Source organism: Limimaricola pyoseonensis, from assembly GCF_900102015.1.
GTDB classification, from domain to species: domain Bacteria; phylum Pseudomonadota; class Alphaproteobacteria; order Rhodobacterales; family Rhodobacteraceae; genus Limimaricola; species Limimaricola pyoseonensis.
Genome location: NZ_FNAT01000004.1, coordinates 14512 through 38517, shown reverse-complemented (window position 1 = coordinate 38517; position 24006 = coordinate 14512). Strand labels below are relative to the sequence as shown.

At 69.9% G+C, this 24006-nt stretch carries 23 protein-coding genes; 8 read left to right on the top strand and 15 right to left on the bottom strand.

The annotated features are described in order from the left end of the window. Window positions 1-9: 9 nt before the first annotated feature. Window positions 10-201 (bottom strand): hypothetical protein, encoded by a 192-nt coding sequence (locus BLT43_RS09990; protein WP_090112442.1) that lies wholly within the window; start codon window positions 199-201, stop codon window positions 10-12. Window positions 202-304: 103 nt separating this feature from the next. Between BLT43_RS09990 and BLT43_RS09985 the strand changes: the two genes are divergently transcribed. After that, window positions 305-1210 (top strand): LysR family transcriptional regulator, encoded by a 906-nt coding sequence (locus tag BLT43_RS09985; RefSeq protein WP_090112440.1) that lies wholly within the window; start codon window positions 305-307, stop codon window positions 1208-1210. Window positions 1211-1388: 178 nt separating this feature from the next. Here the strand turns inward: BLT43_RS09985 and BLT43_RS09980 are convergent, their stop codons facing one another. Continuing rightward, on the bottom strand, window positions 1389-2459 hold the full coding sequence (locus tag BLT43_RS09980; RefSeq protein ID WP_090112438.1) for an alcohol dehydrogenase family protein: 1071 nt from the start codon (window positions 2457-2459) through the stop codon (window positions 1389-1391). 71 nt (window positions 2460-2530) lie between these two features. On the opposite strand from BLT43_RS09980, the gene BLT43_RS09975 reads away from it, so the two are divergent. Beyond that, window positions 2531-3058: a TetR/AcrR family transcriptional regulator gene (locus BLT43_RS09975; RefSeq protein WP_090112436.1), complete on the top strand. Its 528-nt coding sequence runs from the start codon at window positions 2531-2533 to the stop codon at window positions 3056-3058. Window positions 3059-3095: 37 nt separating this feature from the next. Here the strand turns inward: BLT43_RS09975 and BLT43_RS09970 are convergent, their stop codons facing one another. Beyond that, window positions 3096-3515, bottom strand: coding sequence for a MerR family transcriptional regulator (locus tag BLT43_RS09970; protein WP_090113069.1), 420 nt, complete (start codon window positions 3513-3515; stop codon window positions 3096-3098). A 325-nt stretch (window positions 3516-3840) separates the two neighbouring features. On the opposite strand from BLT43_RS09970, the gene BLT43_RS09965 reads away from it, so the two are divergent. Continuing rightward, window positions 3841-4839 carry a permease gene (locus tag BLT43_RS09965; protein ID WP_207497492.1) on the top strand — a complete coding sequence of 333 codons (999 nt, stop codon included), beginning with the start codon at window positions 3841-3843 and terminating at the stop codon, window positions 4837-4839. A 276-nt stretch (window positions 4840-5115) separates the two neighbouring features. On the opposite strand, the gene BLT43_RS09960 is transcribed toward BLT43_RS09965, so the two are convergent. The 5 genes from BLT43_RS09960 to BLT43_RS09940 form a co-directional block, all read right to left on the bottom strand. Continuing rightward, complete coding sequence (locus BLT43_RS09960) at window positions 5116-6585, bottom strand: tetratricopeptide repeat protein (RefSeq protein WP_090112430.1); 1470 nt, start codon at window positions 6583-6585, stop codon at window positions 5116-5118. 463 nt (window positions 6586-7048) lie between these two features. Beyond that, window positions 7049-7810 (bottom strand): SDR family NAD(P)-dependent oxidoreductase, encoded by a 762-nt coding sequence (locus tag BLT43_RS09955; protein ID WP_090112428.1) that lies wholly within the window; start codon window positions 7808-7810, stop codon window positions 7049-7051. A gap of 14 nt (window positions 7811-7824) precedes the next feature. Beyond that, on the bottom strand, window positions 7825-9156 hold the full coding sequence (locus BLT43_RS09950; protein ID WP_090112426.1) for a TRAP transporter large permease: 1332 nt from the start codon (window positions 9154-9156) through the stop codon (window positions 7825-7827). Further along, window positions 9149-9640 carry a TRAP transporter small permease gene (locus BLT43_RS09945; protein WP_242652268.1) on the bottom strand — a complete coding sequence of 164 codons (492 nt, stop codon included), beginning with the start codon at window positions 9638-9640 and terminating at the stop codon, window positions 9149-9151. Before BLT43_RS09945 ends, BLT43_RS09950 begins: the two co-directional genes overlap by 8 nt. A 61-nt stretch (window positions 9641-9701) precedes the next feature. Continuing rightward, window positions 9702-10706, bottom strand: coding sequence for a DctP family TRAP transporter solute-binding subunit (locus BLT43_RS09940; RefSeq protein WP_090112424.1), 1005 nt, complete (start codon window positions 10704-10706; stop codon window positions 9702-9704). Window positions 10707-10893: 187 nt separating this feature from the next. On the opposite strand from BLT43_RS09940, the gene BLT43_RS09935 reads away from it, so the two are divergent. The 3 genes from BLT43_RS09935 to BLT43_RS09925 are packed head-to-tail and all read left to right on the top strand — an operon-like array spanning window position 10894 to window position 14155. After that, complete coding sequence (locus tag BLT43_RS09935) at window positions 10894-11721, top strand: IclR family transcriptional regulator (protein ID WP_090113065.1); 828 nt, start codon at window positions 10894-10896, stop codon at window positions 11719-11721. Then, window positions 11718-13313, top strand: coding sequence for an acyl-CoA synthetase (locus BLT43_RS09930; protein WP_090112422.1), 1596 nt, complete (start codon window positions 11718-11720; stop codon window positions 13311-13313). Before BLT43_RS09935 ends, BLT43_RS09930 begins: the two co-directional genes overlap by 4 nt. After that, complete coding sequence (locus BLT43_RS09925; protein ID WP_090112420.1) at window positions 13310-14155, top strand: PPC domain-containing DNA-binding protein; 846 nt, start codon at window positions 13310-13312, stop codon at window positions 14153-14155. Before BLT43_RS09930 ends, BLT43_RS09925 begins: the two co-directional genes overlap by 4 nt. An 85-nt stretch (window positions 14156-14240) precedes the next feature. Here the strand turns inward: BLT43_RS09925 and BLT43_RS09920 are convergent, their stop codons facing one another. From BLT43_RS09920 to BLT43_RS09890, 7 genes are all read right to left on the bottom strand, one after another. Next, complete coding sequence (locus tag BLT43_RS09920; RefSeq protein WP_090112418.1) at window positions 14241-15395, bottom strand: RuBisCO large subunit C-terminal-like domain-containing protein; 1155 nt, start codon at window positions 15393-15395, stop codon at window positions 14241-14243. Beyond that, complete coding sequence (locus BLT43_RS09915; protein ID WP_090112416.1) at window positions 15395-16399, bottom strand: transketolase family protein; 1005 nt, start codon at window positions 16397-16399, stop codon at window positions 15395-15397. The genes BLT43_RS09920 and BLT43_RS09915 overlap by 1 nt, the downstream gene beginning before the upstream one ends. Before the next feature lie 12 nt (window positions 16400-16411). Then, window positions 16412-17338, bottom strand: coding sequence for a transketolase (locus BLT43_RS09910; RefSeq protein WP_090112414.1), 927 nt, complete (start codon window positions 17336-17338; stop codon window positions 16412-16414). A gap of 67 nt (window positions 17339-17405) precedes the next feature. Continuing rightward, entirely contained in the window at window positions 17406-17855 is a 450-nt protein-coding gene (locus BLT43_RS09905; protein ID WP_090112412.1) for an RbsD/FucU family protein, read from the bottom strand. A 51-nt stretch (window positions 17856-17906) separates the two neighbouring features. After that, a complete protein-coding gene (locus BLT43_RS09900; RefSeq protein WP_090112410.1) occupies window positions 17907-18944 on the bottom strand; it encodes a substrate-binding domain-containing protein in 1038 nt (345 codons plus the stop codon). 29 nt (window positions 18945-18973) lie between these two features. Further along, window positions 18974-19987 (bottom strand): ABC transporter permease, encoded by a 1014-nt coding sequence (locus tag BLT43_RS09895; RefSeq protein WP_090112407.1) that lies wholly within the window; start codon window positions 19985-19987, stop codon window positions 18974-18976. Then, on the bottom strand, window positions 19984-21504 hold the full coding sequence (locus BLT43_RS09890) for a sugar ABC transporter ATP-binding protein (RefSeq protein WP_090112404.1): 1521 nt from the start codon (window positions 21502-21504) through the stop codon (window positions 19984-19986). Before BLT43_RS09890 ends, BLT43_RS09895 begins: the two co-directional genes overlap by 4 nt. A 139-nt stretch (window positions 21505-21643) precedes the next feature. Between BLT43_RS09890 and mtnK the strand changes: the two genes are divergently transcribed. Then, entirely contained in the window at window positions 21644-22903 is a 1260-nt protein-coding gene (mtnK, locus tag BLT43_RS09885) for an S-methyl-5-thioribose kinase (protein ID WP_090112402.1), read from the top strand. Further along, window positions 22900-24003 (top strand): S-methyl-5-thioribose-1-phosphate isomerase, encoded by a 1104-nt coding sequence (gene mtnA / locus BLT43_RS09880; protein ID WP_090112401.1) that lies wholly within the window; start codon window positions 22900-22902, stop codon window positions 24001-24003. Before mtnK ends, mtnA begins: the two co-directional genes overlap by 4 nt. Window positions 24004-24006 lie beyond the last annotated feature (3 nt).

Below are 24006 nucleotides of genomic sequence, written 5' to 3'. Positions count from 1 at the left end.
GGGATCTCCTCAGCTGTGGAAGTCCGGCAGGATCTCGTCGGCGAGCCGCTGCATGGTGTCTTCGATATCCGCTCCGTTGAACCGGAGGTTCAGCGCAACGTGGTTGATGCCGAGATCGCGGATCTCGGTCAGGTAGCGCCGCAGGTGCTCCGTGTCCGACCGGAAGCCGCACCTCCTGAAGTCGAACCCGGCGGTCGGCATCGAATTGCCCGGCCGTGTTCCTGTCGCGAGACCCAGACATATTCCTTGCAAACCCGGCAGAAACCGGCGGCAATAAGCATTCAGTTTTCCGGAATCGTATAAAATGGATACCGACAATCTGCGCCTCTTCGTGATGGCGGCCGAGCGGCTCAACATTTCCGCCGCGGGGCGCGAGCTGGGCCTTGCGCCCGCCGTCGCGAGCGCGCGCCTTGCCAAGCTGGAACAGGAGCTGGGCGTTGAACTTCTGCGGCGCACCACCCGCAAGGTCTCGCTGTCGCTGGAGGGCTCGGATTTCCTGCCCTATGCCCGCGAGATCCTCGCCCAAACGGATGCGGCCCGCGCGGCCCTCGGGGGAAGCGGCGCCGGCCCGAAGGGCACGCTGCGCTTCGCCGCGCCGAGCAGCTTCGCGCAGCTGCACATCATGCCGCTGCTGCCCGAGTTCCACGAACTCTACCCCGATCTCACGCTCGACCTGCGCCTGTCCGACACGCGCTTCGACGCGATCGAGGGCAGCTTCGACCTCGCCCTGCGCAGCGGTCCGTTGAGCGACAGCAGCCTCAAGGGGCGCAAGCTTGCCGACGACACCCGGGTTCTCTGCGCCTCGCCGGGCTATCTCGAAGCCCATGGTACTCCGGCCGCGCCAGCCGACTTGGCGGGCCACCGGCTCATCGCCTGGAGCACTCTCGAACCGCGGGACCTGGTGAGCGCCGTCGGAGAAACCGCCCTGCTGGACCCGGGCCACATGATTTGCCGCACCATCGTGGATGACGGCGATGCGCAGCGCGAGGCGACCCTCGCGGGGGCCGGGCTGTCGATGAACTCGCTCTGGAACGTCGCACATGAACTGGCCGCGGGCCGGCTGGTCCGGGTTCTCCCCGGGTGGAAGATGAACGACCGCTCGGTGCTTTGGCTGGTCTATCCGCGCAGCAACGTGCTGACGCCGAAGACGCGGATCTTCATGGATTTCCTGATCGAGCGGCTGGCCGGTCGCGCGGGCTGGAGCGAGTAAGCTGCCGTTTGTCGCGGATGCAAGGAGGGCCCGACGGATGAATGCCACCGCCCTGCGAAGGAAGGGCTCCGTCTTCGGGCGTTCATCGGGCAATGTCCGGCCCTGACCGAAGCAATCTGGGGGCGGTGTCATGCTGTGACCCCGCCCCGCAGGAGCAAGCTGGGCTCACGAAGAGGCGTCAGCCCGTGATCTGGATCCCGATCTTGCCCATGTGCGACTTCTCGAGAAACGCCTCCTGCGCCGCGCGCAGGTCGCGCAGCTTGTAGGTCTCGGCCAGCACGGGCCGGATCTCGCCCCGCTCGATATGGCCCACCAGATCGGTGAAGACGCTCGGGTCCTGCCGAGGGCTGCCGATCAGCGTCAGATCCTTGAGGTAGAGCGTGCGCAGGTCCAGCTCGACGATCGGTCCGGCTATGGCGCCCGAGGTCACGTAGCGGCCGCGCACCGACAGCGCCTCGAGCAGCGCGGGCCAGCGCGGTCCGCCGACGAGGTCGAGCACGACGTCGAAGGCGCTCTCGGGCAGCGCCTCGTCGCGGCCGAGGATGGCGTCGGCGCCGAGCGCGCGCAGCTCGTCCGCCTTGGCCGGGCTGGTCACCGCCGTCACATGCGCGCCGCGCCGCCTGGCGAGCTGCACCGCCGCCGAGCCGACGCCGCCCGAGGCCCCGGTGATCAGCACCCGCTCGGCGCCGAGCCCGGCCCGCTGGATTATCCCCTCGGCGGTCGAGAAGGCGCAGGGGAAGGAGGCGAGCTCCACGTCCGAGAGCGGGCTGTCGATGCGGATCGCATGTTCGCTCTCGATCGTGGTGAACTCGGCGAAGCCGCCGTCACGCTCCGAGCCGAAGGTGACGAGCGCGGCCTCGTCACCGCCCGCGGGCCGGTGCATCGGCCGCACCAGTACCCGCTCGCCGATGCGGGCCGCATCCACCCCGTCGCCCACCGCGACGATCTCGCCGCAGCAATCGGCGCCCTGGATGCGCGGGAAGCTCAGCGCGCCGGACCACGCGCCATCGGCGTCGGAGACGCCGTCATAGCCCGTGGCGGCGGCCGATCCGGTGTCGCCGCGCACCGCCTCCGAATACCAGCCGGTGCGGGTGTTCACGTCGGTGTTGTTCACCGCCGAGGCACCGACGCGGATCAGCACTTCGCCCGCGGCGGGATGCGGCACGGGCACACCCTCGTGCCATTCCAACCTGTCGAGGCCGCCATGGCCGGTCAGTACCATCGCCTTCATCGTGTCGGGGAGGGTCATGGGGTCGCTCCGCTCTGTAGAATGATTGCTCTACTTGCCCAGGTAGAGGGATCGCTCTACATGCGTCAAGCATGACCGATACGATGCACAAGATCGCCGCCGGGCTGGAGCGGGCCTTCGCAGCCCGCGGCTTCGCCGAACCCAGCGTCGAGGATCTCCGCGACGCGGCCGGCGTCAGCCTGCGCACGCTCTATAAATACGTGCCATCACGCGCGGACATGGTGCTGGCGGCGCTGGAGCATCGCCACGGGCGTTACCTCTCCCACCTCTTCGATGACCTGCCGGATGCACCGGAATCCGCGCTCGACGCGCTGTTCGACCGAGTGGCGATATGGATGGCCACCGAGACCTCGCATGGCTGCCTGTTCCACGGCGCGGTGGCGGCCGAGCCCGGCAGCGTGCCGCTGCGCGAGCTGCTGTCGCGGCACAAGGCCGAGGTGGCGCGCCGGGCCGTCGAGGCCACCGGCCTTGCCGAGCGCGAGACCGAACTTCTGGTGATCTTGGAAGGTCTCACGCAGGCGTGGACGCTGCATCGCGACGCCGCCGTGACGAGCGCGAAGCGGCTGGGGCACGGCCTGCGCCAGCTCGAAGAAATCTGAAAGTGACCGTCTCAACTTCAAGGATACCGCGTGGGGATCAGCTGGAATGATCGGTCAGGCATTCCTCGTGATCGCGCAGCACCTCGAGCACGCGGCAATCCGCGACACGGCCCGCGCCGCATTCCGCCAGCATCCGTTCAAGCTCGACCCGCAGCGCCTCGAGCCGCGCGATCCTGTGCTCCATGTCGGACAGGTGTCGCCGGGCGATGGCGTCGACATCCGCGCATGGACGGTCGGGACGGTCGGACAGGTCCAGAAGCTCGCGGATCGCAGAGAGGCCGAAGCCGAGATCGCGGGCATGCCGGATGAAGGCCAAACGGTCGAGATCGGCATGCCCGTAGCGACGCTGGCCGCCTTCGGTGCGTCCGGGGTCCGGCAACAGTCCGACCTGCTCGTAGTAGCGGATGGTCTGCACCTTGGTGCCGGTCCGCTTGGCGAGCGCGCCGATGGTCAGCATGAACATCCTCCCTTGCTGCATCAAGTGTGGGTTTCGGCCGCTGCCTGCGCAAGGTACGCCGTGCTGCAAGAGCCATAAGTCCTCGCAACTCGCCCAGAAAGCTCTTGAACCTACAGCGACTGGAGGGTCTATGCGTCGGGTCGGAAAGGAAACCGACACCATGACGGATCACACCCACCCCTTCGATGCCACGGCGCGCGAGTTTGTCCTGCCGGGGGCCGCGCCAGGTGAGACCACGCCTTCGACCTGTTGCGGCGGCCGCGGCGAGACGAATGCTCCGTCCTGCTGCGCGCCGGTCGCGGCCGATGCCCCGGCCTGGCGTCGCGTGGACTGGCTCCTTTGGGGCTCGGGCGGGATCATCGCACTGGCCTATCTGGCGGGCTTCGTCCTGCCCCATGACGCGCCCCTCGGCCTCGGCGTCTTCACCCACGGCGTGCAGGAGATGATGAATCTCATGTGGTGGGGCATTCTCGTCGGCATGTTGGCCGTGGGCCTCATCGACCGGGTGCCGCGCGAGTTCGTCATCGGCATCATCGGCCGGGATCAGGGCGCGAAAAGCCTCGTGCGGGCCGTCGCGGCGGGCGTCCTTCTCGACCTTTGCAACCACGGTGTCCTGATGGTCGGCGCGAAGCTCTACGAGCGCGGCGCAAGTCTCGGCCAGGTCTTCGCCTTCCTCATAGCTTCGCCTTGGAACTCGTTGTCGCTCACGATCATCATCGGCGTGCTGATGGGCTGGGGCTGGATGGCCGTCTTCCTCGTGGCTTCGCTCGCGATCGCGCTTCTTGCCGGCCTCGTCGTCGAGGCGCTGGAACGCGCGGGCCGGGTGAAGCCGAACCCCAACCGCGTCGATCTGCCGGCCGATTTCCACGTCTGGCGCGAGGCGAAGGCCGGCCTGCGCGCCACGCGCTACGACATGGCCTTCGCCCGCGATGTCGCGCGCCGGTCGTTGACGGCAAGCCGCATGGTGCTGCGCTGGCTCTTCTTCGGGGTCGTTCTGGCTGCCCTGATCCAGGCGACCGTGCCGACCGAGATCTTCGCGACCTGGTTCGGCGCCACGCTGCTGGGCCTGTTCACGACGCTCATCGCCGCGACCATCATCGAGGTCTGCTCGGAAGGCTCGGTGCCGCTGGCGGCCGACCTGATGACGCGGGCACAGGCGCCGGGCAACGCCTTCACCTTCCTGATGGCGGGGGCGGCCACGGACTACACCGAGATCCTCGTCCTGCGCGAAGTCACGGGACGGCTGAAGGCGGCGCTTCTGCTGCCGCTTCTGACCGTGCCGCAGGTCGTCGCGATCGGCTGGGCGTTGAACGCGGCAGGGTGACGGCGCTTGGCAAATCTGCTGCTGGCTCGCACCTGCCGTTCGCCGTGCGAATTTTTGGGGTATGCTGAGAGCCCCGTGCTGACCCGGTTACTCTGGGCGGTGAGCCGCCTTTCGCCGCAGTCCGCGCTAAGGTCCGCTCAGCGGACAGAACGGTCGTTTGCCGCAATTGACGATCCCAAGGTGCCAACTCGATTCTATCGGATCGAAGATACGATCCGTGCGCGATCAATCAGGCTCCGTTCGTATTGCGCCGGGCGCCAGGCGCAATCATCTCGGTCATTCCAGTTTTGCCAAGCTGCGGGCGCGGTTGGGCGAGAGGGCGAGGGTTGCGCGGTAGGCTTCAAGCGCTTCGTCGGGGCGCCCCAATGCGCTCAGCATGTCGCCGAGAAGTTCTCGTGCCGGCAGGACATGGCCGGGGGTCACGGGACTCTTGCCGGCCTCGTCCTCCAGATCTGCCGCCGCCCGCTGCTTGGTCAGCGCCGCCTCGTCATTGCCTTCGGCCAGTTCGACCCAGGCCTCGACCGTGAGGATCTGACCCTCGGTGAGGCGCGCCCAGTAATCCTGCCCACCCTCTCGCATGGCGTCCCGCAGACTGCCCAGTTTCTCGACGGCGAGGCGCGCCGTCTCCACGTCGTCGGTGCGCGCGGCTCCCAAACCCTTGGCGAACCAGCGCATCGCGACGGTCTGGGGGAAGTTTTCCCACGGGATCGCGCTGTGCATGTCGGGCGAGAGCGCCGCGGCCTCGGCCCAATTCTCCTGCTCCAGCAGCAGGCGGACCGGCGATGCTGCCAGGGCATAGGCGCCGCCGAAGCTGGCCTGGTGGTTGTCGATGGCGAGCATCTCTTCCACCAGCCGCGCCGCCTCCTCGGCCTGTCCCATCTGCAGGTGGCCATAGACCATGTAGTCGACCGCGTGGGCGTAATGCGACTGGATCACGTCCCCGGAGGTGTCGAGCGCGGCTTCCGCTGACCGGCGATTGAGGTCGATCGACTTCGCCCAGTCCCCCGTCCGCGTGTAGATATGGGCCGGCATGTGCAGCGCGTGAGCAGCCTCCGGGGCCGCCTTGTCGTAGATCTCGGCGTAGGGAAGCCCCCGCTCCTTGAGCGGCGGGTTGTCGTAGGCATGGATCGCATAATGGATCACGCCGGGATGCTCGGGCGCATCTTCGTGCAGGGCGTCAAGCGCGTCGCCCACGCGCGCGTTCACCTCGAACCGCTCCACCCCGCCGGGCGCCGTTGCGAGGCGGGCGAGCGCGGCGAGGGCGGCGGCGTCGATATTGTCGGGATTCCGCTCGTGGGCGGTCTGCTGCGCGTCGGCCCAGGCCGCGAGGCGGGCGGGGTAGCCATCGTGGTCGGGCGCGTAGAAGGCAGCTGCCGCATCGACCAGCGCCTGTTCGAGATCACTGCCCGGCGTCATGGTGGCAAGCCGCCCGGCCGCATCCTTGCCGCGTGCCGTTTCGGCTTCGGTCGGTGTCCCGGGCCAGAGAGGATGGAAGTTGGCCATGGCGATCCCCCACTGCGCCATCGCGCAGTCGGGATCGGCCTTGGCAGCGGACCCGAAGGCCGCCTCGGCCTCGATATACATCATGTTGTGCAGCAAGGTCAGGCCCCTGTCGACCGCAGCATCGGCCTCGGTGGCACAGCTGGTCGGAAGATCGACCCCCTGCGCGGCAGGCGAGGTGGGCATGGTGAGTGCGCTGGAAAGAGCGACAACGGCGGTTCCGGTCAAGCTTGAGAAGCGTGGCATTTCAGACCCTCCAGGAAATCGAACTCGTCTGTTCTCCGTGCTGATCGAGAGGGATTCATCGAGCACCGCGGTCGGCGTGAATCCGCGAAAGGATGGACACAGGCTCAAAAGCCGCGGAGACTGTGATGAGTCCAGTCGGAAAGTCCGAACCGAGCGCACCGATGACGGTGACAATTCGGCCTACATTGAGGATGCGACAACCCTGAGATCGGGCGATGTTGATGCAAGGTAACACAAGAGGCGGCAAGTGTCCTGCACAACCTTGGGGATCGCTACCGCAGGTCATAAGCTTCCAACACGGTCGCTCTTAGCGGTCGTTCACCCTTAATACCGCGAATGGCCGCTTCCTCGCCTTCGTGGCTGGCAGCCGGGTTCTCGCTGCACTTGCTGCGAATGTCGCGGAAGAGGCTGTCGGCCGGCCTGTGCTACGTTTGTCGAACGGGGGGCGGTGAAAGCCCTTCGATCAGCCGCGCAGCGCGGGCAGGCCGATACCTGTCGCCTCGAACCCGCCATCGGCGGCAAGGACCTGGCCGGTCACGTAGCTGGCCCGCTCCGAGCACAGGAACACGATCGCCTCGGCGATCTCCCTTTCACTGCCATAGCGGTTCAGCGGTAGCGCGTCGTGATAGGCGGCGCGGATCTCGCGGGAATGGACCGCCAGCGCCAGCTTTGTGTCGACCGGGCCGGGGGCCACGCAGTTGGCGCGGATGCCATGCTCGCCCAGCTCCGCCGCCTGCTGCTTGGTAAGGTGGATGACGGCCGCCTTCGAGGTGCCATAGGCCACGCGCAGCGTGCTTGCGCGCAGCCCCGAGATCGAGGCGATGTTGACGATGGCGCCGCGGCTGGCGCGCAGATCGGGCAGCATCTCCTGACTGACCAAGAAGACGCCGTCGAGGTTGGTCTCCATGACCCGGCGCCAGCGGGCGAAGTCGTGCTCCGCGATCGGCCCGAAATCCGCGACGCCCGCGTTGTTGACCAGCGCGTCGACACGACCCAGCCCGGCGCGCACTTTCTCGCCCATCGCCGCGACCTCGTCAGGGCGCGACACGTCGCAGACGACCGGCAGCACCGCATCGCCCAGTTCGGCGGCGGCGACCTCGAGCGCTTCGGCGTCGCGGTCGATCATCGCGACCCGGCGACCCTCTGCGAGGAACAGCCGCGTGGTGGCGAGGCCGATGCCGCGCGCGGCGCCGGTGACGAGGGCGGTGGACGGGGCTTCGGACATGGGAAAGCGCTCTCTTACTTCAGAAGGGTGCCAAGGGTCAGCGACAGGTCGGGCAGGGCCGAGATCACCGCGAGGCCGAGCAGGCTGGCCCCGAGGAAGGGCAGGGCGCCGCGGGCGATGCGCTCGATCGGCAGGCGCGTGACGTTGGCGGCGACGTAGAGGTTGATGCCGACGGGGGGCGTGATCAGCCCGATCGCGAGGTTGATCATCACCACGACGCCGAACCAGACCGGGTCCCAGCCCAGCTCGCGCATCACCGGCAGGAAGATCGGGAGCGACACGAACATCACCGTCACCGGGTCCATGAACATCCCCGCGACCAGCAGGATCAGCATGATCACCCCGAGGATCACCCATTCGTTGCCGCTCAGCCCCAGCAGCGCGCCGGAATAGCTGCCGACCAGATCCTCGACCGTGACGACCCAGCCGAACAGGCTGGCATAGGCCACCACCAGCATCACCACCGCCGAGGAGGCGGCGGCGTCGCCGAGCGCATCGTATAGCCCCTTCAGCGTGAGGCTGCGATAGACCAGCCCGCCGACGGCGAGGGCGTAGACCGTGGCGACCAGCGCCGCCTCGGTCGGGGTGAAGATGCCCGAATAGATGCCGCCCAGGATCACCACCGGGGTCATCAGCCCCCAGAAGCTGTCGCGGAAGGCGGACCAGAGGCGGCGCCCGTAGGGCAGGTCGGGCCGCGGCGCCGGGGCGAGCGCGGCGAGCGACGGGCTCGTGCGCGGCGCGCCCGCGCGGGTGGCGAAGGGCAGGGCCACCAGCATGGCGAGACCCATCAGCAGGCCGGGCACGATCGCGGCGACGAACAGCTGCGAGATCGAGGTCTCGGCGATGACGCCGTAGATCACGAGGCCGATCGATGGCGGGATGACGATCGACAGCGCCGCCCCGGTGCTGACGAGGCCCGCGGCATAAGCGCGCGGGTAGCCGTCCTCCTCCATGCCCTTGATGATCATCGGGCCGATCGCGGCGACCGAGGCCGGGCCGGAGCCGCTGACCGCGCCCCAGAACAGGCAGACCACCGTGCCGACCACCCCCATGCCGCCCGGCGTCGGGCCGATCAGCACGCGGAAGAAGCGGATCATCCGCTCGGCGATGCCGAGCGATCCCATCAGCGTGCCGGCGAGGATGAAGAAGGGGATGGCCAGCAGCGAGTACTTGGTGATGCCGGTGGCGATCAGGTCGCCGGCCAGTTCGAGGCCGAAGCCGATGCGCCACATGGCAAAGAGCGCCGAGAGGCCGAGCGCGAAGGCCACCGGCACCCGCAGCAGCATCAGCGCGAAGAACAGCACCACCATCTGGCTGCCGGCGGAGAGGCCGAGGATCTCAGACATCCGGCACCGCCTGAGGCACCGGGGCGCCGCGGCCGGTCTCGAGCGCGTGCTGCAGCATCCGCAGCAGCACCAGCGCGAAGCCGAAGGGCACCGCCGCCTGGTAGTACCAGGCGGGCAGGCCGAGCCCGTAGGAGCGCATGCCGTTGTCGATCTGGTTCACCAGCACCTGCCACGAGAACCAGGCCGAGAGCGCGAGCAGCGCCAGCGACAGCCCCAGCGCCAGCACGAAGACCGCGCGGGCCAGCGGGCGCGGCAGCGCATCGGCCACCAGCGTCACGGCCAGGTGCTCGCCGCGCCGCGCCGCGATGGCGGCACCGAAGACGGTGAGCAGCAGGAAGCCGTTGGTCAGCAGCTCCTCGGTCGCGGCGAGCGAGTAGTTGGTGCCGTAGCGGACAACGACATTGGCGAAGCCGAGCCCGGTCATCGCGAGGAAGATCACGGCGCAGACGATCTTCTCCGCGTCGCGCAGGATGAAGGCCAGCATGCGGCTCTCCGGGAAATGGGGGCGGGGGGCCTTGCGCCCCCCGTCATGTCGGTGGACCGGCTCAGTTCGACTGGGCGATCGCCTCCTGGAAGGCGCCGACGATGTCGGTGCCGACCTTCTCGGCCCACTGGTCGAAGGCGGGCTGGGTCGCCTCGCGGAAGGCGGCGAGCTCGGCCTCGCTCGGCTCGTAGACCTCCATGCCCTTCTCGCGCAGGAAGGCGATGCCCTCCTCGGTGCTCTGGCGGGTGATCTCGCGCTGATAGGCCATCGCCTCCTCGGCGGCGGCGCGGATCTGCTCCTGCGTCTCGGCCTCGTAGCCGTCCCACTTGGCCTTGGAGATGCCGAGGAAGATCGGGTCGTAGGAGTAGTGCCAGGCGGTCAGGTGGTCCTGCACCTCGTAGACCTGCTGCGGGATGATCACCGCGCCGATCGGGTTCTCCTGCCCGTCGACCACGCCCTGCTGCAGCGCGGTCAGCGTCTCGCCCCACTGCATCTGCTGCGGGTTGGCGCCGAGCGCGTTCATCACGTCGATATACATCGGGCCTGCGACCCGCATGTTGAGGCCCTTCATGTCCTCGGGCGACTTGATCGGCCGGACCGAGTTGGTCACCTCGCGGAAGCCGTTCTCGCCCCAGGCCAGCACCTCGATGCCCTTCTCGCGCAGGATCTCCTCGAGCATGTCGGCGGCCGGGCCCTGGGTGGTCGCGTCGACCTGCGCGTAGTCGGCGTAGAGATAGGGCAGCGAGAACACCGCCATCTCGGGCACCAGCGGCGTCACGTTGATCGCCGAGGTCACCACGAGGTCGAGCGCACCGCGGCCGACCATCTCGGCCTGGCGCATCTGGTCGCCGCCCGAGAGCTGGGCGTTGGGGAAGACGCGCGCGTCGATCTCGCCGCCGGTCTTCTCGGAGAGCAGCTCGGCGAAGCGCTCGGCCCCCTTGTGCCAAGTCGTGCTGTCGCCGGTGTTGTGCGACAGGCGCAGGGTTTCCGCCGAGGCCGCGCCAACGGCGAGCGCGCCCGCCATGATCGCGGCAAGACCCGTGATTCCCGGTTGTGAGAAACCCATGAATTAACCTCCCAGATTGAACGGCGCGGCGCGCCAAAGCCGGCACCCTCCCGGCACCACATTCCACATTGTGAAGCAAATTCCGCCGGCCCCTACAAGAAGAACTTGAGTTTTCGGCCCGTCGAATGGGAATATCAGGAAAGAAGGGGAGCGAAATGCGAAACAAGCCGTCACTGTGGTCCACATCATGAACCAGGCTCCCGCCAGCGGCACGCAGAGCGTCGACCGGGCGATGCTGCTGCTCGGCCTGATCGGCCGGCAGGACGCGGCCGGGGCGACGCTGGCCGGGCTGGTCGCCGCGAGCGGGCTCAACAAGCCGACCGTGCGGCGGCTGCTGCTGGCGCTGATCCGCGCCGGGCTAGTGGAGCAGGAGCCCGGCAGCCGCGCCTACCACCTGGGGCAGGAGGCCTATCTGCTGGGCACGCTGGCGGCGCCGCGGCACGGGCTGCTGGAGCTTGCGGGCGACCAGCTGGCGGCGCTGGCGCGCGACAGCGGCGACACCGCCTTCCTGTCGCTGCGGCGCGGCGACACCGCGGTCTGTCTGCACCGCGAGGAGGGCAGCTACCCGATCCGCACCCATGCGCTGATGCCGGGCGGCCAGCATCCGCTGGGCGTGGGCGCGGGGTCGCTGGCGATGCTGGCGGCGCTGCCGGAGGCGGAGCGCGCCGCGACGCTCGAGCACAACCGCGACTGGCTCGCGCGCGACTACCCGGCGCTGCCGCCTGAGCGACTGGCGCGGCTGGCCGAGGCGGCGCGCGAGCAGGGCCATGCGCTCAACCCCGGGCTGGTGGTTCCCGACAGCTGGGGCATCGGCGTGGCGCTGCGCCGGCCCGATGGCGGCGTCGCCGGGGCGATCTCGATCGCGGCGGTGGCGCAGCGCATGCAGCCGCCGCGCAGCGCCGAGCTGGCGGCGGCGCTCGTCGCGGCCGCCGCGCGCATCGAGGCACGGCTGGCGCAGGCCTATGCGGCCCGCGCGCCGGAGAAGATCGACCACAAGAGGGAGGGCGCGACATGAGCGCAGCGGCACCGGGCGGCATCGCCCCGGTCTCGACGCGGGTGATGAACCTGTCGCATCTGCTGACCGGCACCGCCCGGCGGCATGGCGGGGCCACGGGTTTCGTCTGGGGGGAGCAAAGCTGGAGCTGGGCCGAGATGGAGGCGCGCGCGGCGGGTTTCGCCGCGGCGCTGGCGGCCGAGTTCGGCGTGTCCAGGGGCGACCGGGTGCTGGTGCAGTCGGAGAACTGCAACCAGATGTTCGAGGCGATGTTCGCCTGCTGGCGGCTTGGCGCGGTCTGGGTGCCGGCCAACTTCCGGCAATCGCCCGAGGAGGTCGCCTGGCTGGCGAAGGCCTCCGGCGCCAGCGGGCTGATCTGCGGCGCGGGCTTTGCCGATCACGCGGCGGCCTGCGCCGGCACGGTCGGCTTCACCGTGGCGATCGGCGCGGCCGAGTTTGCAGAGGATTACGAGGCGCTGGTCGCGCGCCACATGGGCGCCGCCCCGGCGCCGGTAGCGGTGGAGCGCGACGACCCGGCCTGGTTCTTCTTCACATCCGGCACCACGGGCCGGCCCAAGGCGGCGGTGCTGACCCATGGCCAGCTGGCCTTCGTGGTCACCAACCACCTGTGCGACCTGATGCCCGGCACCACCGAGGACGATGCCTCGCTGGTCGTGGCGCCGCTGTCGCATGGCGCGGGGATCCACCAGCTGGCGCAGGTGGCGCGCGGCGCGAAGACGATCCTGCCCGCCGGCACGAAGTTCGACCCGGCCGAGATCTGGCGGCTGGTCGAACGCTGGCGCGTCACCAACGCCTTCACCGTGCCGACCATCGTCAAGATGCTGGTCGAGCACGAGGCGGTGCATGCGCATGACCTATCATCGCTGCGCTACGTGATCTATGCCGGCGCGCCGATGTACCGCGCCGACCAGATCCGCGCGATCGAGGCGTTGGGGCCGGTGCTGGTGCAGTATTTCGGGCTGGGCGAGGTGACGGGCAACATCACCGTGCTGCCGCCCGCCCATCACCACGCCGAGGACGCGGCCATGAGGATCGGCACCTGCGGGTTTGCGCGCACCGGCATGCAGGTGCAGGTGCAGGACGCGCAGGGGCGCGAATGCGCGCCCTTCGAGACCGGCGAGATCGCGGTGATCGGCCCGGCGGTCTTCGCCGGCTATTTCGACAACCCCGAGGCCAACGCCAAGGCGTTCCGCGACGGCTGGTTCCTGACCGGCGATCTCGGCCACATGGACGAGGCGGGCTTTCTCTACCTGACCGGCCGCGCCTCCGACATGTACATCTCGGGCGGCTCCAACATCCATCCGCGCGAGATCGAGGAGAAGATGCTCGAGCATCCCGAGATCTCGGAGGTGGCGGTGTTGGGCGTGCCCGATCCGGTCTGGGGCGAGATCGGCCTCGCCGTGGTCGTGCCGGCGCCCGGCTGCCGGCCCGAGGCGCAGGCGCTGCTGGGTTGGCTCGACGGGCGCATCGCCCGCTACAAGACCCCGCGCCGTGTCGTGATCTGGGACGCGCTGCCGCGTTCGGGCTACGGCAAGATCACCAAGAAGCTCGTGCGCGAGGCGCTGGTGGCCCGGGGCGAGATCGAGGCGTGACGCGCGACCTCGTCCATCCCGGCCCGACGGCGCCCCGGAGGGTCGCGGAACTGGCCTGCCACGCGCATCCGCTGCTGCTGCGGTTGCGCGCGGGAATGCCGCTGGACGCCGCGGTCGCCGAAGCCTTCGCGGCGGAGGGGTTCGCGGCGGGCTACCTGCGGCTTTGCGACGTCGCGATGGCGCGTCTCGACTTCGTCTGCCCGGCGCCCGCGCCGGGGCACGGGCCGGTCGCGTGGTACAGCGCCACCGCCCGGCTGGCCCCGGCTCGTGTCGAGGCGGCCGGTCTGCATCTGGGCACGCGCGACGGCGCGCCGTTTCTGCATGGGCACGGGCTTTGGCGCGGCGCCGACGGGGTGCCGCGCGCCGGGCACCTGCTCGGCCCGGATTGCCGCCTGGCCGAGGATGTCTGGGCCGAGGGCTGGGGCCTGTCGGGCGCGGCTCTGGAGGCGGCGCCCGACGACGAGACCGGCTTCACGCTCTTCGCCCCGCGGCCCGCCCCGAAGCGCCCGGGCGGCGTGCCGGCGGTGCTTTGCACGCTGCGCCCCAATGTCGAGCCGCTCTCGGCGCTGGCGGCGGTTGCGGCGCGGCACGGGCTCGGTTCGGCGCGCATCGAGGGGCTGGGCAGCCTCGTGGGCGCGGCCTTCGCGGCCGAGGCCGGGATCGGCGACGTCGCCGCCGAGCTGCTGGTGCTGCGCGGCGCGGTCTCGGCGGGCGCGGCGCGGCTGGAGGCCGTGGCGGTGGGCTTCGACGGAGGGCCGGTCCGGGGCGCGTTGCAGGCCGGGGTCAACCGGGTCTGCGTGACCTGCGAGATGCTGCTTCTGGCCGAGCCGGGCGGGGCGTGACCGGCAAGAGTGATGGGCGGATGATTCCCGCGGTCGCCCCCGTCCCGCGCCGCGCGGAACCGGGGCGACCGCATCGGCGCGCGGATCAGCCCGACACCGTCTCCGGCCGGGCATCGAGCGCGTCGCGCATCTCGCGGATCGCCTCGCCGATCCGCTCGCCATAGCGCAGCAGACTGCCGCCGAGCAGGTAGACGCAGTCGTCGCCGTAATGCCGGCGCATCTCGCCCAGCCGATCGAGGCTCATGCCGCCGCCGGGGCTGGGCAGGATCGCGCGGCCGGGGCCGTCCGCAGCACGGCAGGCGGCGACGATCTCCTCGCATTCGGCCACCGAGAAGCCGAACCGCCCGCCATGGTTGGGAAAGACCGTGATGTCGGCCCCGGCCAGCCGCATCAGCGTACCGAAGAGCAGCCCGTGGGCATAGCCGGTGTCGGGCGAGAGCACATAGGGCCCCAGATGGCTCGGATGGGCCATGATCGGCAGGCCGATCTCGGGATCGCGCGACAGCGCGTGCAGCGCCGAGAAGCCGTAGAGGCCGGGGATCAGCAGAAGCCCGTGCGCGCCGGCGGCCTTGGCGTGCAGCGCCAGATCCCGCAGCTGGTCGCCGTGACCTGCGATGTTGGCGAAGTAGAGCGCCCGCCCGGTCTCGCCCGCCGCGGCGCGCTCGGCATTGGCGCGGGCGACCGCCTCGGCGCAGCGGCTGACCCGCTCGCGGAAGGGGGCCGCGTCCTGGTTGGCGAGGCCGTGATCCTCCTTGACGATGTCGGCGCCGGCGCGCGCGGTCAGGTAGCACAGCCGCGCCAGCGTCTCGACCGACGAGCCCTGCGGCTTGATCACCGGGCAGACATGGCCGCCCTGCGCCCGGCCGGTCAGGCGGCGCAGGCCTTCGGCGCCGAAGCCCGCGCCGGGGAACCGCTCGCGCAGCGCCGGGTCGGGGGTGATCGCCATCGCCCGGACGCCCCTGAGGATCGAGGCGTTGCCGAGCACGACGTTCAGGAGCTGCGCGAATTCGCGCCCGACCGCGTCGACATGGTAGCTGATCCGCGCCCGCCAGCAGCCTGCGGTCTCGGCCTCCGGCGCGACCGTCTCGACCCGGCCGAGGATGACATCCTCGACATAGCCCGCCGGCACGACGTCGCGCGGGATCTCGACCGTGTCCTCGAGCGCGATCGCGGCGGCGCGGGCGCCGGCCTCGTCGGCGCTCGGGGCGATGATGCGGTAGTCGACCGTGAAGCGCTCCATCACAGCGCCTCGGCCTTGACCAGCGAGTGCACCTCGTCGACCCGAGCGGCGTCGAGATCGTCCTCGGTCAGGCCGTAGCTCTCGCCGGTCAGGTCCTCGATGCCGCGCACCAGCGCCAGCGCGTCGAGCCCGTAATAGCGCATGAGATAGGCGCGCGAGCCGCCATGGGCGTAGGTGTCCCTGAGCCCCAGCCGAACCAGCCGCTTGCCGACGCCGGCATCGGCCATGGTCTCGGCCACGAGCGAGCCGATGCCGCCCTCGGTCACGTGGTTCTCGAGCGTCACCACGCCGTGGCGCACCGAGCCGATGTGGTCGAGCAGCGCCTTGTGGTCGAAGGGCTTGATGGTGTGCAGATGCAGGTGGCGGATCGACAGGCCCGCGCCCTGCAGCGCCGAGCGGGCGCGCATCGCCTCCTCGGTGGTGATGCCTGAGGTGACGACGAGCACGTCCGAGCCTTCCGACAGGACCCGCATCTCGCCCACCTTGATCGGCGTGTCGAACAGCCGCGGCACCGAGCCGCGCAGCACGCGGCACCAGACAGGGCCGTCGATGCTGTCGGCGGCCTCGCAGATGCTTTCCACCTCGGTGGCGTCGCCGGTCTCGAGGATCGACATGTTGGGGATCGAGCGCATCACCGAGATGTCTTCGATCGACTGGTGGGTCATGCCGCCCGGGGTGGTGACGCCGGGCAGGAAGCCCATCAGCCGCACCTTGCGGCGCGGATAGGCGATCGAGGCCATCAGCTGGTCGTAGGGGCGGCGATACATGAAGACGCCGAAGGTGTGGATGAACGGGCGGAACCCCGCGAGGCCGAGGCCGCCGGCGAAGCTCATCATGTTCTGCTCGGCCATGCCCAGCGACAGGAACTGGTCCGGGTGGCGGTCGCGGAAGCCGTCGATCTCGCAGGACGAGGTCAGGTCGGCCGAGAGGCACAGGATATCGGGGTTGCCGGCGGCGAAGTTCTCGAACGCCGTGGCGTAGGGGCGGGACACCATTTCGACCATGTCGCGGGCTCCTCAGTGCGCGTAATCGATGGGATCGACGCCGAGATCGGCGGCGATGGAGGTATTGAAGCGGGCGCGCTCGGCCTCGGACTTGAAGCGCACGTAATGCAGCCGCGGGAAGCGCTCCTCGAGGATCGGCATCGTCCTGAAGGGCGAGGTCCGGGCGAGGATGATCAGCGGCCGGCCCTCATGCGGCTCGCGCGCGGCTTGCCGGATCGCCCCGAGGTCGTGGCCGTCGACCTCGACGCAGGCCGCGCCGAAGGTCTCGAACTTGGCGCGGATGTCGCCCACGGTCATCACGCTGTCCATCGCGCCGTCGCATTGCTGGTCGTTGACGTCCATGATCGCGTGCAGGCTGTCGATGCCGTGATGCGCGGCGGCCTGCACCGCTTCCCAGGTCTGGCCCTCCTGCACCTCGCCGTCGGACATGAAGACCCAGGTGCGGCCGGTCTCGCCGCGCCTCTGCCGCCCCCAGGCGAGGCCGGCACCGGTCGACAGGCCGATGCCGAGCGTGCCGTTGTGCACCTCCATGCCCGGCGAATGCTCGGCGCCGATCATCTCGACCGAGGAGCCGTCCTGGTTGAACATCTCGAGCCCCTCGGGCGCCATGCGGTCGACCTCGATCAGCGTGGCATAGGCCACCAGCGCGTAATGGGCAGGGGCGATGAACAGCCGGTCGAGATCGGGCGCCGCCGGGCCGTTGTAGCCGGCGCCGGTGTGGTAGCCGGGATTGGCGGCGGAGGGCACGCCGCCGAAGGGCTTGGGCACGCGCGGCAGGGTCGGCGCGCCGAGGCGCAGCTCCTCGTTGTAGAGCCAGGCCAGCTGCTCGGCGGCCGAGCAGGCCTGGCTGAGATAGCCGCCATTGTTGCGGATCGCGTGTTCGAACACCCGGCGGCGGATGCCGAGAGCCACCTGCTCGGTCGTCTTTTCGTTGCGCATTGCACATCTCCATTGGGTGCGCGCGGGCGGCCCGCGCGCAATGCGTGGCGGTGGGACGCGAAGCCGGTCAGGGGCCGGCGACCACGCCCTTTCTCAGGATGAAACAGCCGAAGGGGCGGGTCTCGGATGTCGTGACCACGGCGAAGCCGCGCTCGGCCCGGGCGTAGTAGGCCTGGCGCTCGATGCTTCCCATCGGGCGGCCGCCGGGCAGGTGCGGCGCCAGCGCGCGGGCCGCGTCCAGATGCACCGGTGGCAGGTCGTCGGGCGCGCCGTCGACCTGCATGCGCAGCGCGGCGTGGTCGAAATAAGCGTCGAGCGGCATCAGCGCACAGATCATCGCGACCGCGGCGGCGGCGTCGAGCCCCGCGAGCGGTAGCGGCGTGTCGAGCACGCAGCCCGCGGCGCTGCGCGCGGCCGGGTAGTTCGCGTCGACCACCGCGATCTCGTCGCCATGGCCCATCCGGGCGAGGCAGTGCAGCAGCTCGGGCGTCATGCGCGGGTCGATGCCGGTCAGCATGGGGGCAATCCTCGTCGGGGACCGGCCCCAGGGGGCCGGTCCGGTTGAAGTTCAGCGCGGCGGCAGCGGCATCCAGTCGGTCATCGAGACATCGGCATGCCGGAACTGCGGCATCTTGGCGCCCAGCTCCTCGATGTTCTTGATGTCCTCCTCGTTGAGCAGGCTCTGGGTGATCAGCGTCGGCGGCACCACCACCGAAGCCTCGACCTCCTCGCCGGCCAGCATCATCGCCAGCGTTCGCACCGAGACCTCGCCGACCACGGCGGGGTTGGTGGCGACGGTGGCGACCCAGGCGCTGTCGGGCTCGCGCATCGCGGCGATGTCGGCGGTGGAGATGTCGGCCGAGTAGATGTCGATGTCCTGCGACAGCCCGGCCTCGTCCACGGCGATCTTCACGCCCTTGGCAAACTCGTCATAGGGGGCGAACATCACCTCGATGGTCGGGTTGGCCTGCAGCACCGAGCGCGCCTGGTTGGCGACCGAGTTGGCGATCGGGTTGTCGAGCGTGCCGAACTGCGCGGCCTCGGTGATGCCGGGATTGGCCTCCTTCACCTCCTTCCAGGCGACGTCGCGGCGGTCGAGCGGCGCGATGCCGGGGACGTAGACGTAGCCGGCGGTGAAGGCGTCGCCGTGATCGGCCATCGCCTGGTCGAGCGCCAGCTTGCCCAGCAGGTAGTCCGACTGCTCGATCTGCGGGATCGCGTCGTTCTCGACATCGACGTCGAAGGCCACGACCTCGATGCCGGCCTCGACCGCGCGCTGCGCGGCCTCCTTCATCGACTCGGTCAGGCCGTGCTGGATGATGATGCCGTCGACGCCGAGCGCGATGGCCTGGTCGACCATGTCGGCCTGCAGCGCCGCGTCCTGGCGGCTGTCGAGCACCCGCAGGTCGAGGCCGAGCGCCTCGGACTGCGCCTCGACGCCGGCGAGGTAGGACTGGAAGAAGTCGCCGGTGGACAGGTAGCGCACCAGGGCGATCTTCACCTCGCCCGGCGCGTCGAAGGGCGCGGGCATCTCGGCGGCGGCGGGCAGCGCCGGCAGCACCGCCAGCGCGGCGCCGCTCAACCGCAACAGGGTTCGTCTCATCATGCGTGGTTCCTCCCTTTCACGCGAAACGGTTAGCCCGCCCCCGCGCCGCGGCGCGAGGACAGGTAGAAGGTGAAGACGAGCGCGATCACAAGCACGGCGCCCTTGACGAAATCCTGAGTGTAGTAGGGCGCGTTCATCATGGTCAGGCCCTGCAGCAGGATGCCGACGAAGAGCGCGCCGATGGCGGTGCCGAAGGCGTTGGGCCGCGCCGCGCCGAGCACCGCGAAGCCGATCAGCGCCGCGGCGACGCTGTCGAGCAGCAGGTTGGTTCCCGATGCGATGTCGCCGCGCCCGAGCCGCGCCGCCAGAAGGATGCCGCCGATCGAGGCCATCACGCCCGAGATCATGTAGGCGGCGATCTTGTTGCGGCTGACCGGCGCGCCGACCAGGGCCGCGGCCTTCTGGTTCGAGCCGATCGCGTACATCAGCCGGCCGTGGCGGGTGAAGTCGAGGAAGACCCAGATCGCCACGGCGATCACGAGGAAGACCACCACCGGCACCGGCAGCAGGTTCTCGAGCACCAGGTCGAGCCGCTCGCGGCCGAACCACAGGAAGGCCGGCGAGAAGCTGCCTTCGGCGGTGCTGCCGTCGGGCAGCGCCATGCCGGTGGCGATGGAGTTGCCCTGGGTCGGGATGCGCTGCAGGCCGATCAGCAGGAACATCATGCCCAGCGTCGCCAGCAGGTCCGGCACCTTGAACTTCACTATCAGGAGCCCGTTGACCAGCCCGACCCCGGCGCCCATCAGCAGGCACATGAGGATCGCCATGCCGGCAGACAGCTCCAGCACCACCATCGCGTAGGCCGAAAGCATCAGCGCCGAGGTGGCGACCGAGCCGATCGAGAGATCGAAGCCGTCCACCACCAGCGTGCAGGTGACGCCGAGCGCGAGGATGCCGGTGATCGCCACCGATTGCAGGATGAAGACGGCCGAGCGCGGCGAGGCGAAGCCGTTGGCGAAGACGCTGAAATACAGCACCAGCCCGGCCAGCAGGATCAGGAAGCCGAAGCGGATGGCGAAGTTGAGGATGCGGTCGCTGCTCATGCCGTGGTCTCCGTCGCGAGCATCGGCGCCGGCCCGGATACCTGGGCGACCAGGCGGCCGAGATCGATGTTCTCGTTGACATGCTCGCCGGCCAGCGCGCCCTCGTTGAGCACGATGATGCGGTCGGCGATCTCGATCGCCTCGTCGATCTCGGCGACGAGGACGATGGTGGCGCGGCCGGCGGCGGTGTCGCGGATGTGGCGGCCGATGTCGCGCCGGGCGCCGATGTCGACGCCCTGGAACGGCTCGTCGAGCAGCAGCACCCGGCAGGGCTCGATCAGCCAGCGGCCGATCATCACCTTCTGCTGGTTGCCGCCCGACAGCGTCAGGATGCCGTCGCGCGGCGAGCGGCAGACCACGCCGATGCGGTCGACCATCTCGCCGACCGTGTCGCGCTGCCGGGCGCGGCTGAGCAGCGACAGCCGGCTGAACGCGCCGAGGAAGGGCAGGGTCATGTTGTCGGCGATGTCGAAATCCGGGATCACCGCGTTGGCGCCGCGATCCTTGGGCGACAGGAACACGCCCGCCGCGACGGCGGCGCGCGCGTCACGCGGCGCGTAGGGCGCGCCGTCGAGCCGCATCGTGCCGCCGGCGGGGCGGCGCAGCCCGTAGATGATCTCGGCCAGGCGGGTCTTACCGCTGCCCAGAAGCCCGGTCACGGCCACGACCTCGCACTCGCGCAGGGTCAGGTCGATCGGCGGGCGGCCGGGTTGCAGCTGCAGCCCCGCGCATTCGAGCACCGGCGCGTTGCCGCGGCGCGGGGTGATGTCGACCTCGGTCATCTTGTGGCCGAGCATCGCCGCCACCGCCGCCTCGTAGTCGAGCGGCGCCTGCGCGAAGACGCCCGAGATCGCGCCGTCGCGCATGCAGACGATCTTGTCGGCCAGCCGCCGGATGTCGGACATGCGGTGCGAGATGTAGAGGATCGCCACGCCCTGCGCCCGCAACCGGTCGATCAGCGAAAACAGCCGCTCGGCCTCGGCGGCCGAGAGCGACGAGGTCGGCTCGTCGAGCACCAGCACCTTGGGCGCGCGGGCCATGGCGCGCGCGATCGCGATCATCTGCCGGTCGGCGATGTCGAGATCGGCGACGCGGCGGCGCACGTCGACCGTGAGACCCATGCCGCGGGCGACCTCGGCGGCGCGGGCGCGCAGTTTCGCGTCTCGCACGAACAGCCCGGCGCCGGGCTCGGTCAGCCGGTCGAGCATCAGGTTGGTGGCCACGTCGAGATCGGGGATCACGCCATCGTCGATCGACTGGTGCACGGTCACGACGCCGCGCGCGATCGCCTCGGCCGCGTCATGCGGCGCGTAGGGCGCGCCGGCCAGCGTCATGTGGCCGCCATCCATCCGGTGGTGGCCGCACAGCACCTTGACCAGCGTCGACTTGCCGGCGCCGTTGGCGCCCATCAGCACCGTGACCTCGCCCGAGCGCAGCTCGAGATCGATCCCCAGCAGAACGTGATTCTGCCCGAAGGATTTTCGCAGGTCCCTTATTTCGCAGACAGTCTCGCCCATTCTCCCCCCGTCGCCGCGGCCTTCGCCTCCCCCGCCGCCGGCTCAGGTTCGACGCTTCCGATTCAAAAGTCAAACGTATTGACTATTGGCGATGCGGGTGAATAGCTGGACGCCGTCGGAGGAGGACGAGGAGAGCGACATGGCATCACAGGCCAGCTACGAGGCGCTGGAACCGGCGACGCTGGGCGCGCGGCTGCGCGACGTGCCGGGGCTCGCCGAGCGGGTGGGCGGCGCGCCCGAGACGTGGCAGGTGCGCGAGGTCGGGGACGGCAACCTCAACCTCGTCTTCATCATCGAGGGCCCGGCCGGGCAGGTGGTGGTGAAGCAGGCGCTGCCCTATGTGCGGCTGGTGGGCGACAGCTGGCCGCTGCCGCTCTACCGCGCCTTCTACGAGTTCCACGCGCTCGACCGGCAGGCCCGGCGCGACCCCGGCGCGGTGCCCGAGATCTTCCATTTCGACGAGGCGCAGGCGCTGATCGTGATGGAGTACCTGTCGCCGCACCGGATCCTGCGCCACAAGCTGATCGCCGGAGAGCGGGTCGAGGGGCTGGCGGCGCGGATCGGCGCCTTCTGCGCGCGCACCGCCTTCCGCGGCTCCGAGCTGAGCATGGCCAGCGCCGAGAAGAAGGCCGACGTGGCGCTGTTTGCCGGCAATGTCGAGATCCCGGCGATCACCGAGGATCTGGTCTTCACCGACCCCTATTACGCCGCCGAGAAGAACCACCACACGCCCGGCCTCGATGCGGTGGTGGCGCGGCTGCGGGAGCATGTGGCGCTCAAGGCCCGCGTGCAGCGGATGCTGATGCGCTTTGCCTCGAACACCGAGACGCTGCTGCATGGCGACCTGCATTCCGGCTCGATCATGGCCACCGCCGACGCGGTGCGGGTGATCGACCCCGAATTCGCGCAATACGGGCCGATGGGCTTCGACATCGGCATGCTGACCGCCAACTACCTGATGTCCTATTTCAGCCAGCCGGGGCATCGCGGCGCCGATCTCGACAGCTACCAGGAGTGGCTGCTGGAGGTGATCGAAGGGACCTTCGCCGCCTTCGAGACGGAGTTCGCCCGGCTGTGGGACACCGAGCGGACCGGCATGCTCTACCCGCGCTGCCTGTTCGAGGCGCAGGGCCACGGCTCGGCCCCCGCCCGCGCGGCGCTGCTGCGCGAGGTCTGGCAGGACGCGCTCACGGTCTGCGGCATCGAGATGCATCGCCGGGTGCTGTCGCTGGCGCACAACGCCGATTTCGAGAGCATCGCCGACCCGGCGTTGCGCGCGCCGCTCGAGGCGCGCAACCTGATGATGGGGCGCGAGCTGATCCTCGGGGCCGAGACCATTCCCGACGCCGTGGCGCTCTGCGCCATGGCGCGCCGTTACAATGGAGCCTGCGTGACATGAAGGTCGATGGACAAGCTTACCGATCGCTGTGGTGGGATGCCGGGAAGGGGGCGCTGCAGATCATCGACCAGCGCTGGCTGCCGCACGACTTCCGGGTGCAGCAGCTCGACAGCCTCGAGGACTACGCCACCGCCATCGTCGAGATGCGGGTCAGGGGCGCGCCGCTGATCGGCGCCACCGCCGCCTATGGCGTGGCGCTGGCCATGGCGCAGGACCCCTCGGATGCGAGCCTCGACCGCTGCTGGAGCTACCTGCACGAAACCCGGCCCACGGCGATCAACCTGCGTTGGGCGCTCGACCGCTGCCGCGGGGCGCTGCGCGGTCTCGCGCCCGAGGCGCGGGCAGGGGCGGCGCTGGAACTGGCGCATGCCGTGGCCGACGAGGATGTCGAGATCAACCGCGCGATCGGCCGCCACGGGCTGCAGCTGATCCGCGACATCGCCGCGCGCAAGCCCGAGGGCGAGCCGGTGCGGCTGCTCACGCATTGCAACGCGGGCTGGCTCGCCACCGTCGATTACGGCACCGCCACCAGCCCGATCTACCAGGCGCATGACGCAGGCCTGGCGCTGCATGTCTGGGTCGACGAGACGCGGCCGCGCAACCAGGGCGCGCTCACCGCATGGGAGCTGGGCAGCCACGGCGTGCCGCACAGCTACGTCACCGACAATGCCGGCGGCCACCTGATGCAGCACGGCCAGGTCGACCTCGTCATCGTCGGCACCGACCGCACCACCCGCAACGGCGATGTCTGCAACAAGATCGGCACCTATCTCAAGGCGCTGGCGGCGCGGGACAACGGCGTGCCCTTCTACGTCGCGCTGCCCTCGCCGACGATCGACTGGACCGTGGCCGACGGGGTGAGCGAGATCCCGATCGAGGAGCGGGGCGGGTTCGAGGTCAGCCATGTGCAGGGCGTGGACGAGGCGGGGCGCATCGGCACGCTGCGGGTGGCGCCCGAGGGCAGCGCGGTCGGCAACCCGGCCTTCGACGTGACGCCGAGCCGGCTGGTGACCGGCCTGATCACCGAGCGCGGGGTCTGCGCTGCCACGCCGGAGGGGCTGGCCGGCCTGTTTCCCGACATGGTCGCGGCGGCGGAGTGAGCC

Coding starts and splice junctions, on each gene's coding strand:
- BLT43_RS09940 (WP_090112424.1), bottom strand. CDS start 10,706: ATGGGTTTCTCACAACCGGGAATCACGGGTCTTGCCGCGATCATGGCG.
- BLT43_RS09955 (WP_090112428.1), bottom strand. CDS start 7,810: ATGTCCGAAGCCCCGTCCACCGCCCTCGTCACCGGCGCCGCGCGCGGC.
- BLT43_RS09950 (WP_090112426.1), bottom strand. CDS start 9,156: ATGTCTGAGATCCTCGGCCTCTCCGCCGGCAGCCAGATGGTGGTGCTG.
- mtnA (WP_090112401.1), top strand. CDS start 22,900: ATGAAGGTCGATGGACAAGCTTACCGATCGCTGTGGTGGGATGCCGGG.
- BLT43_RS09960 (WP_090112430.1), bottom strand. CDS start 6,585: ATGCCACGCTTCTCAAGCTTGACCGGAACCGCCGTTGTCGCTCTTTCC.
- BLT43_RS09945 (WP_242652268.1), bottom strand. CDS start 9,640: ATGCTGGCCTTCATCCTGCGCGACGCGGAGAAGATCGTCTGCGCCGTG.
- BLT43_RS09895 (WP_090112407.1), bottom strand. CDS start 19,987: ATGAGCAGCGACCGCATCCTCAACTTCGCCATCCGCTTCGGCTTCCTG.
- BLT43_RS09930 (WP_090112422.1), top strand. CDS start 11,718: ATGAGCGCAGCGGCACCGGGCGGCATCGCCCCGGTCTCGACGCGGGTG.
- BLT43_RS09975 (WP_090112436.1), top strand. CDS start 2,531: ATGACCGATACGATGCACAAGATCGCCGCCGGGCTGGAGCGGGCCTTC.
- BLT43_RS09980 (WP_090112438.1), bottom strand. CDS start 2,459: ATGACCCTCCCCGACACGATGAAGGCGATGGTACTGACCGGCCATGGC.
- BLT43_RS09905 (WP_090112412.1), bottom strand. CDS start 17,855: ATGCTGACCGGCATCGACCCGCGCATGACGCCCGAGCTGCTGCACTGC.
- BLT43_RS09915 (WP_090112416.1), bottom strand. CDS start 16,399: ATGGTCGAAATGGTGTCCCGCCCCTACGCCACGGCGTTCGAGAACTTC.
- BLT43_RS09970 (WP_090113069.1), bottom strand. CDS start 3,515: ATGCTGACCATCGGCGCGCTCGCCAAGCGGACCGGCACCAAGGTGCAG.
- BLT43_RS09910 (WP_090112414.1), bottom strand. CDS start 17,338: ATGCGCAACGAAAAGACGACCGAGCAGGTGGCTCTCGGCATCCGCCGC.
- BLT43_RS09935 (WP_090113065.1), top strand. CDS start 10,894: ATGAACCAGGCTCCCGCCAGCGGCACGCAGAGCGTCGACCGGGCGATG.
- mtnK (WP_090112402.1), top strand. CDS start 21,644: ATGGCATCACAGGCCAGCTACGAGGCGCTGGAACCGGCGACGCTGGGC.
- BLT43_RS09985 (WP_090112440.1), top strand. CDS start 305: ATGGATACCGACAATCTGCGCCTCTTCGTGATGGCGGCCGAGCGGCTC.
- BLT43_RS09900 (WP_090112410.1), bottom strand. CDS start 18,944: ATGATGAGACGAACCCTGTTGCGGTTGAGCGGCGCCGCGCTGGCGGTG.
- BLT43_RS09990 (WP_090112442.1), bottom strand. CDS start 201: ATGCCGACCGCCGGGTTCGACTTCAGGAGGTGCGGCTTCCGGTCGGAC.
- BLT43_RS09920 (WP_090112418.1), bottom strand. CDS start 15,395: ATGGAGCGCTTCACGGTCGACTACCGCATCATCGCCCCGAGCGCCGAC.
- BLT43_RS09890 (WP_090112404.1), bottom strand. CDS start 21,504: ATGGGCGAGACTGTCTGCGAAATAAGGGACCTGCGAAAATCCTTCGGG.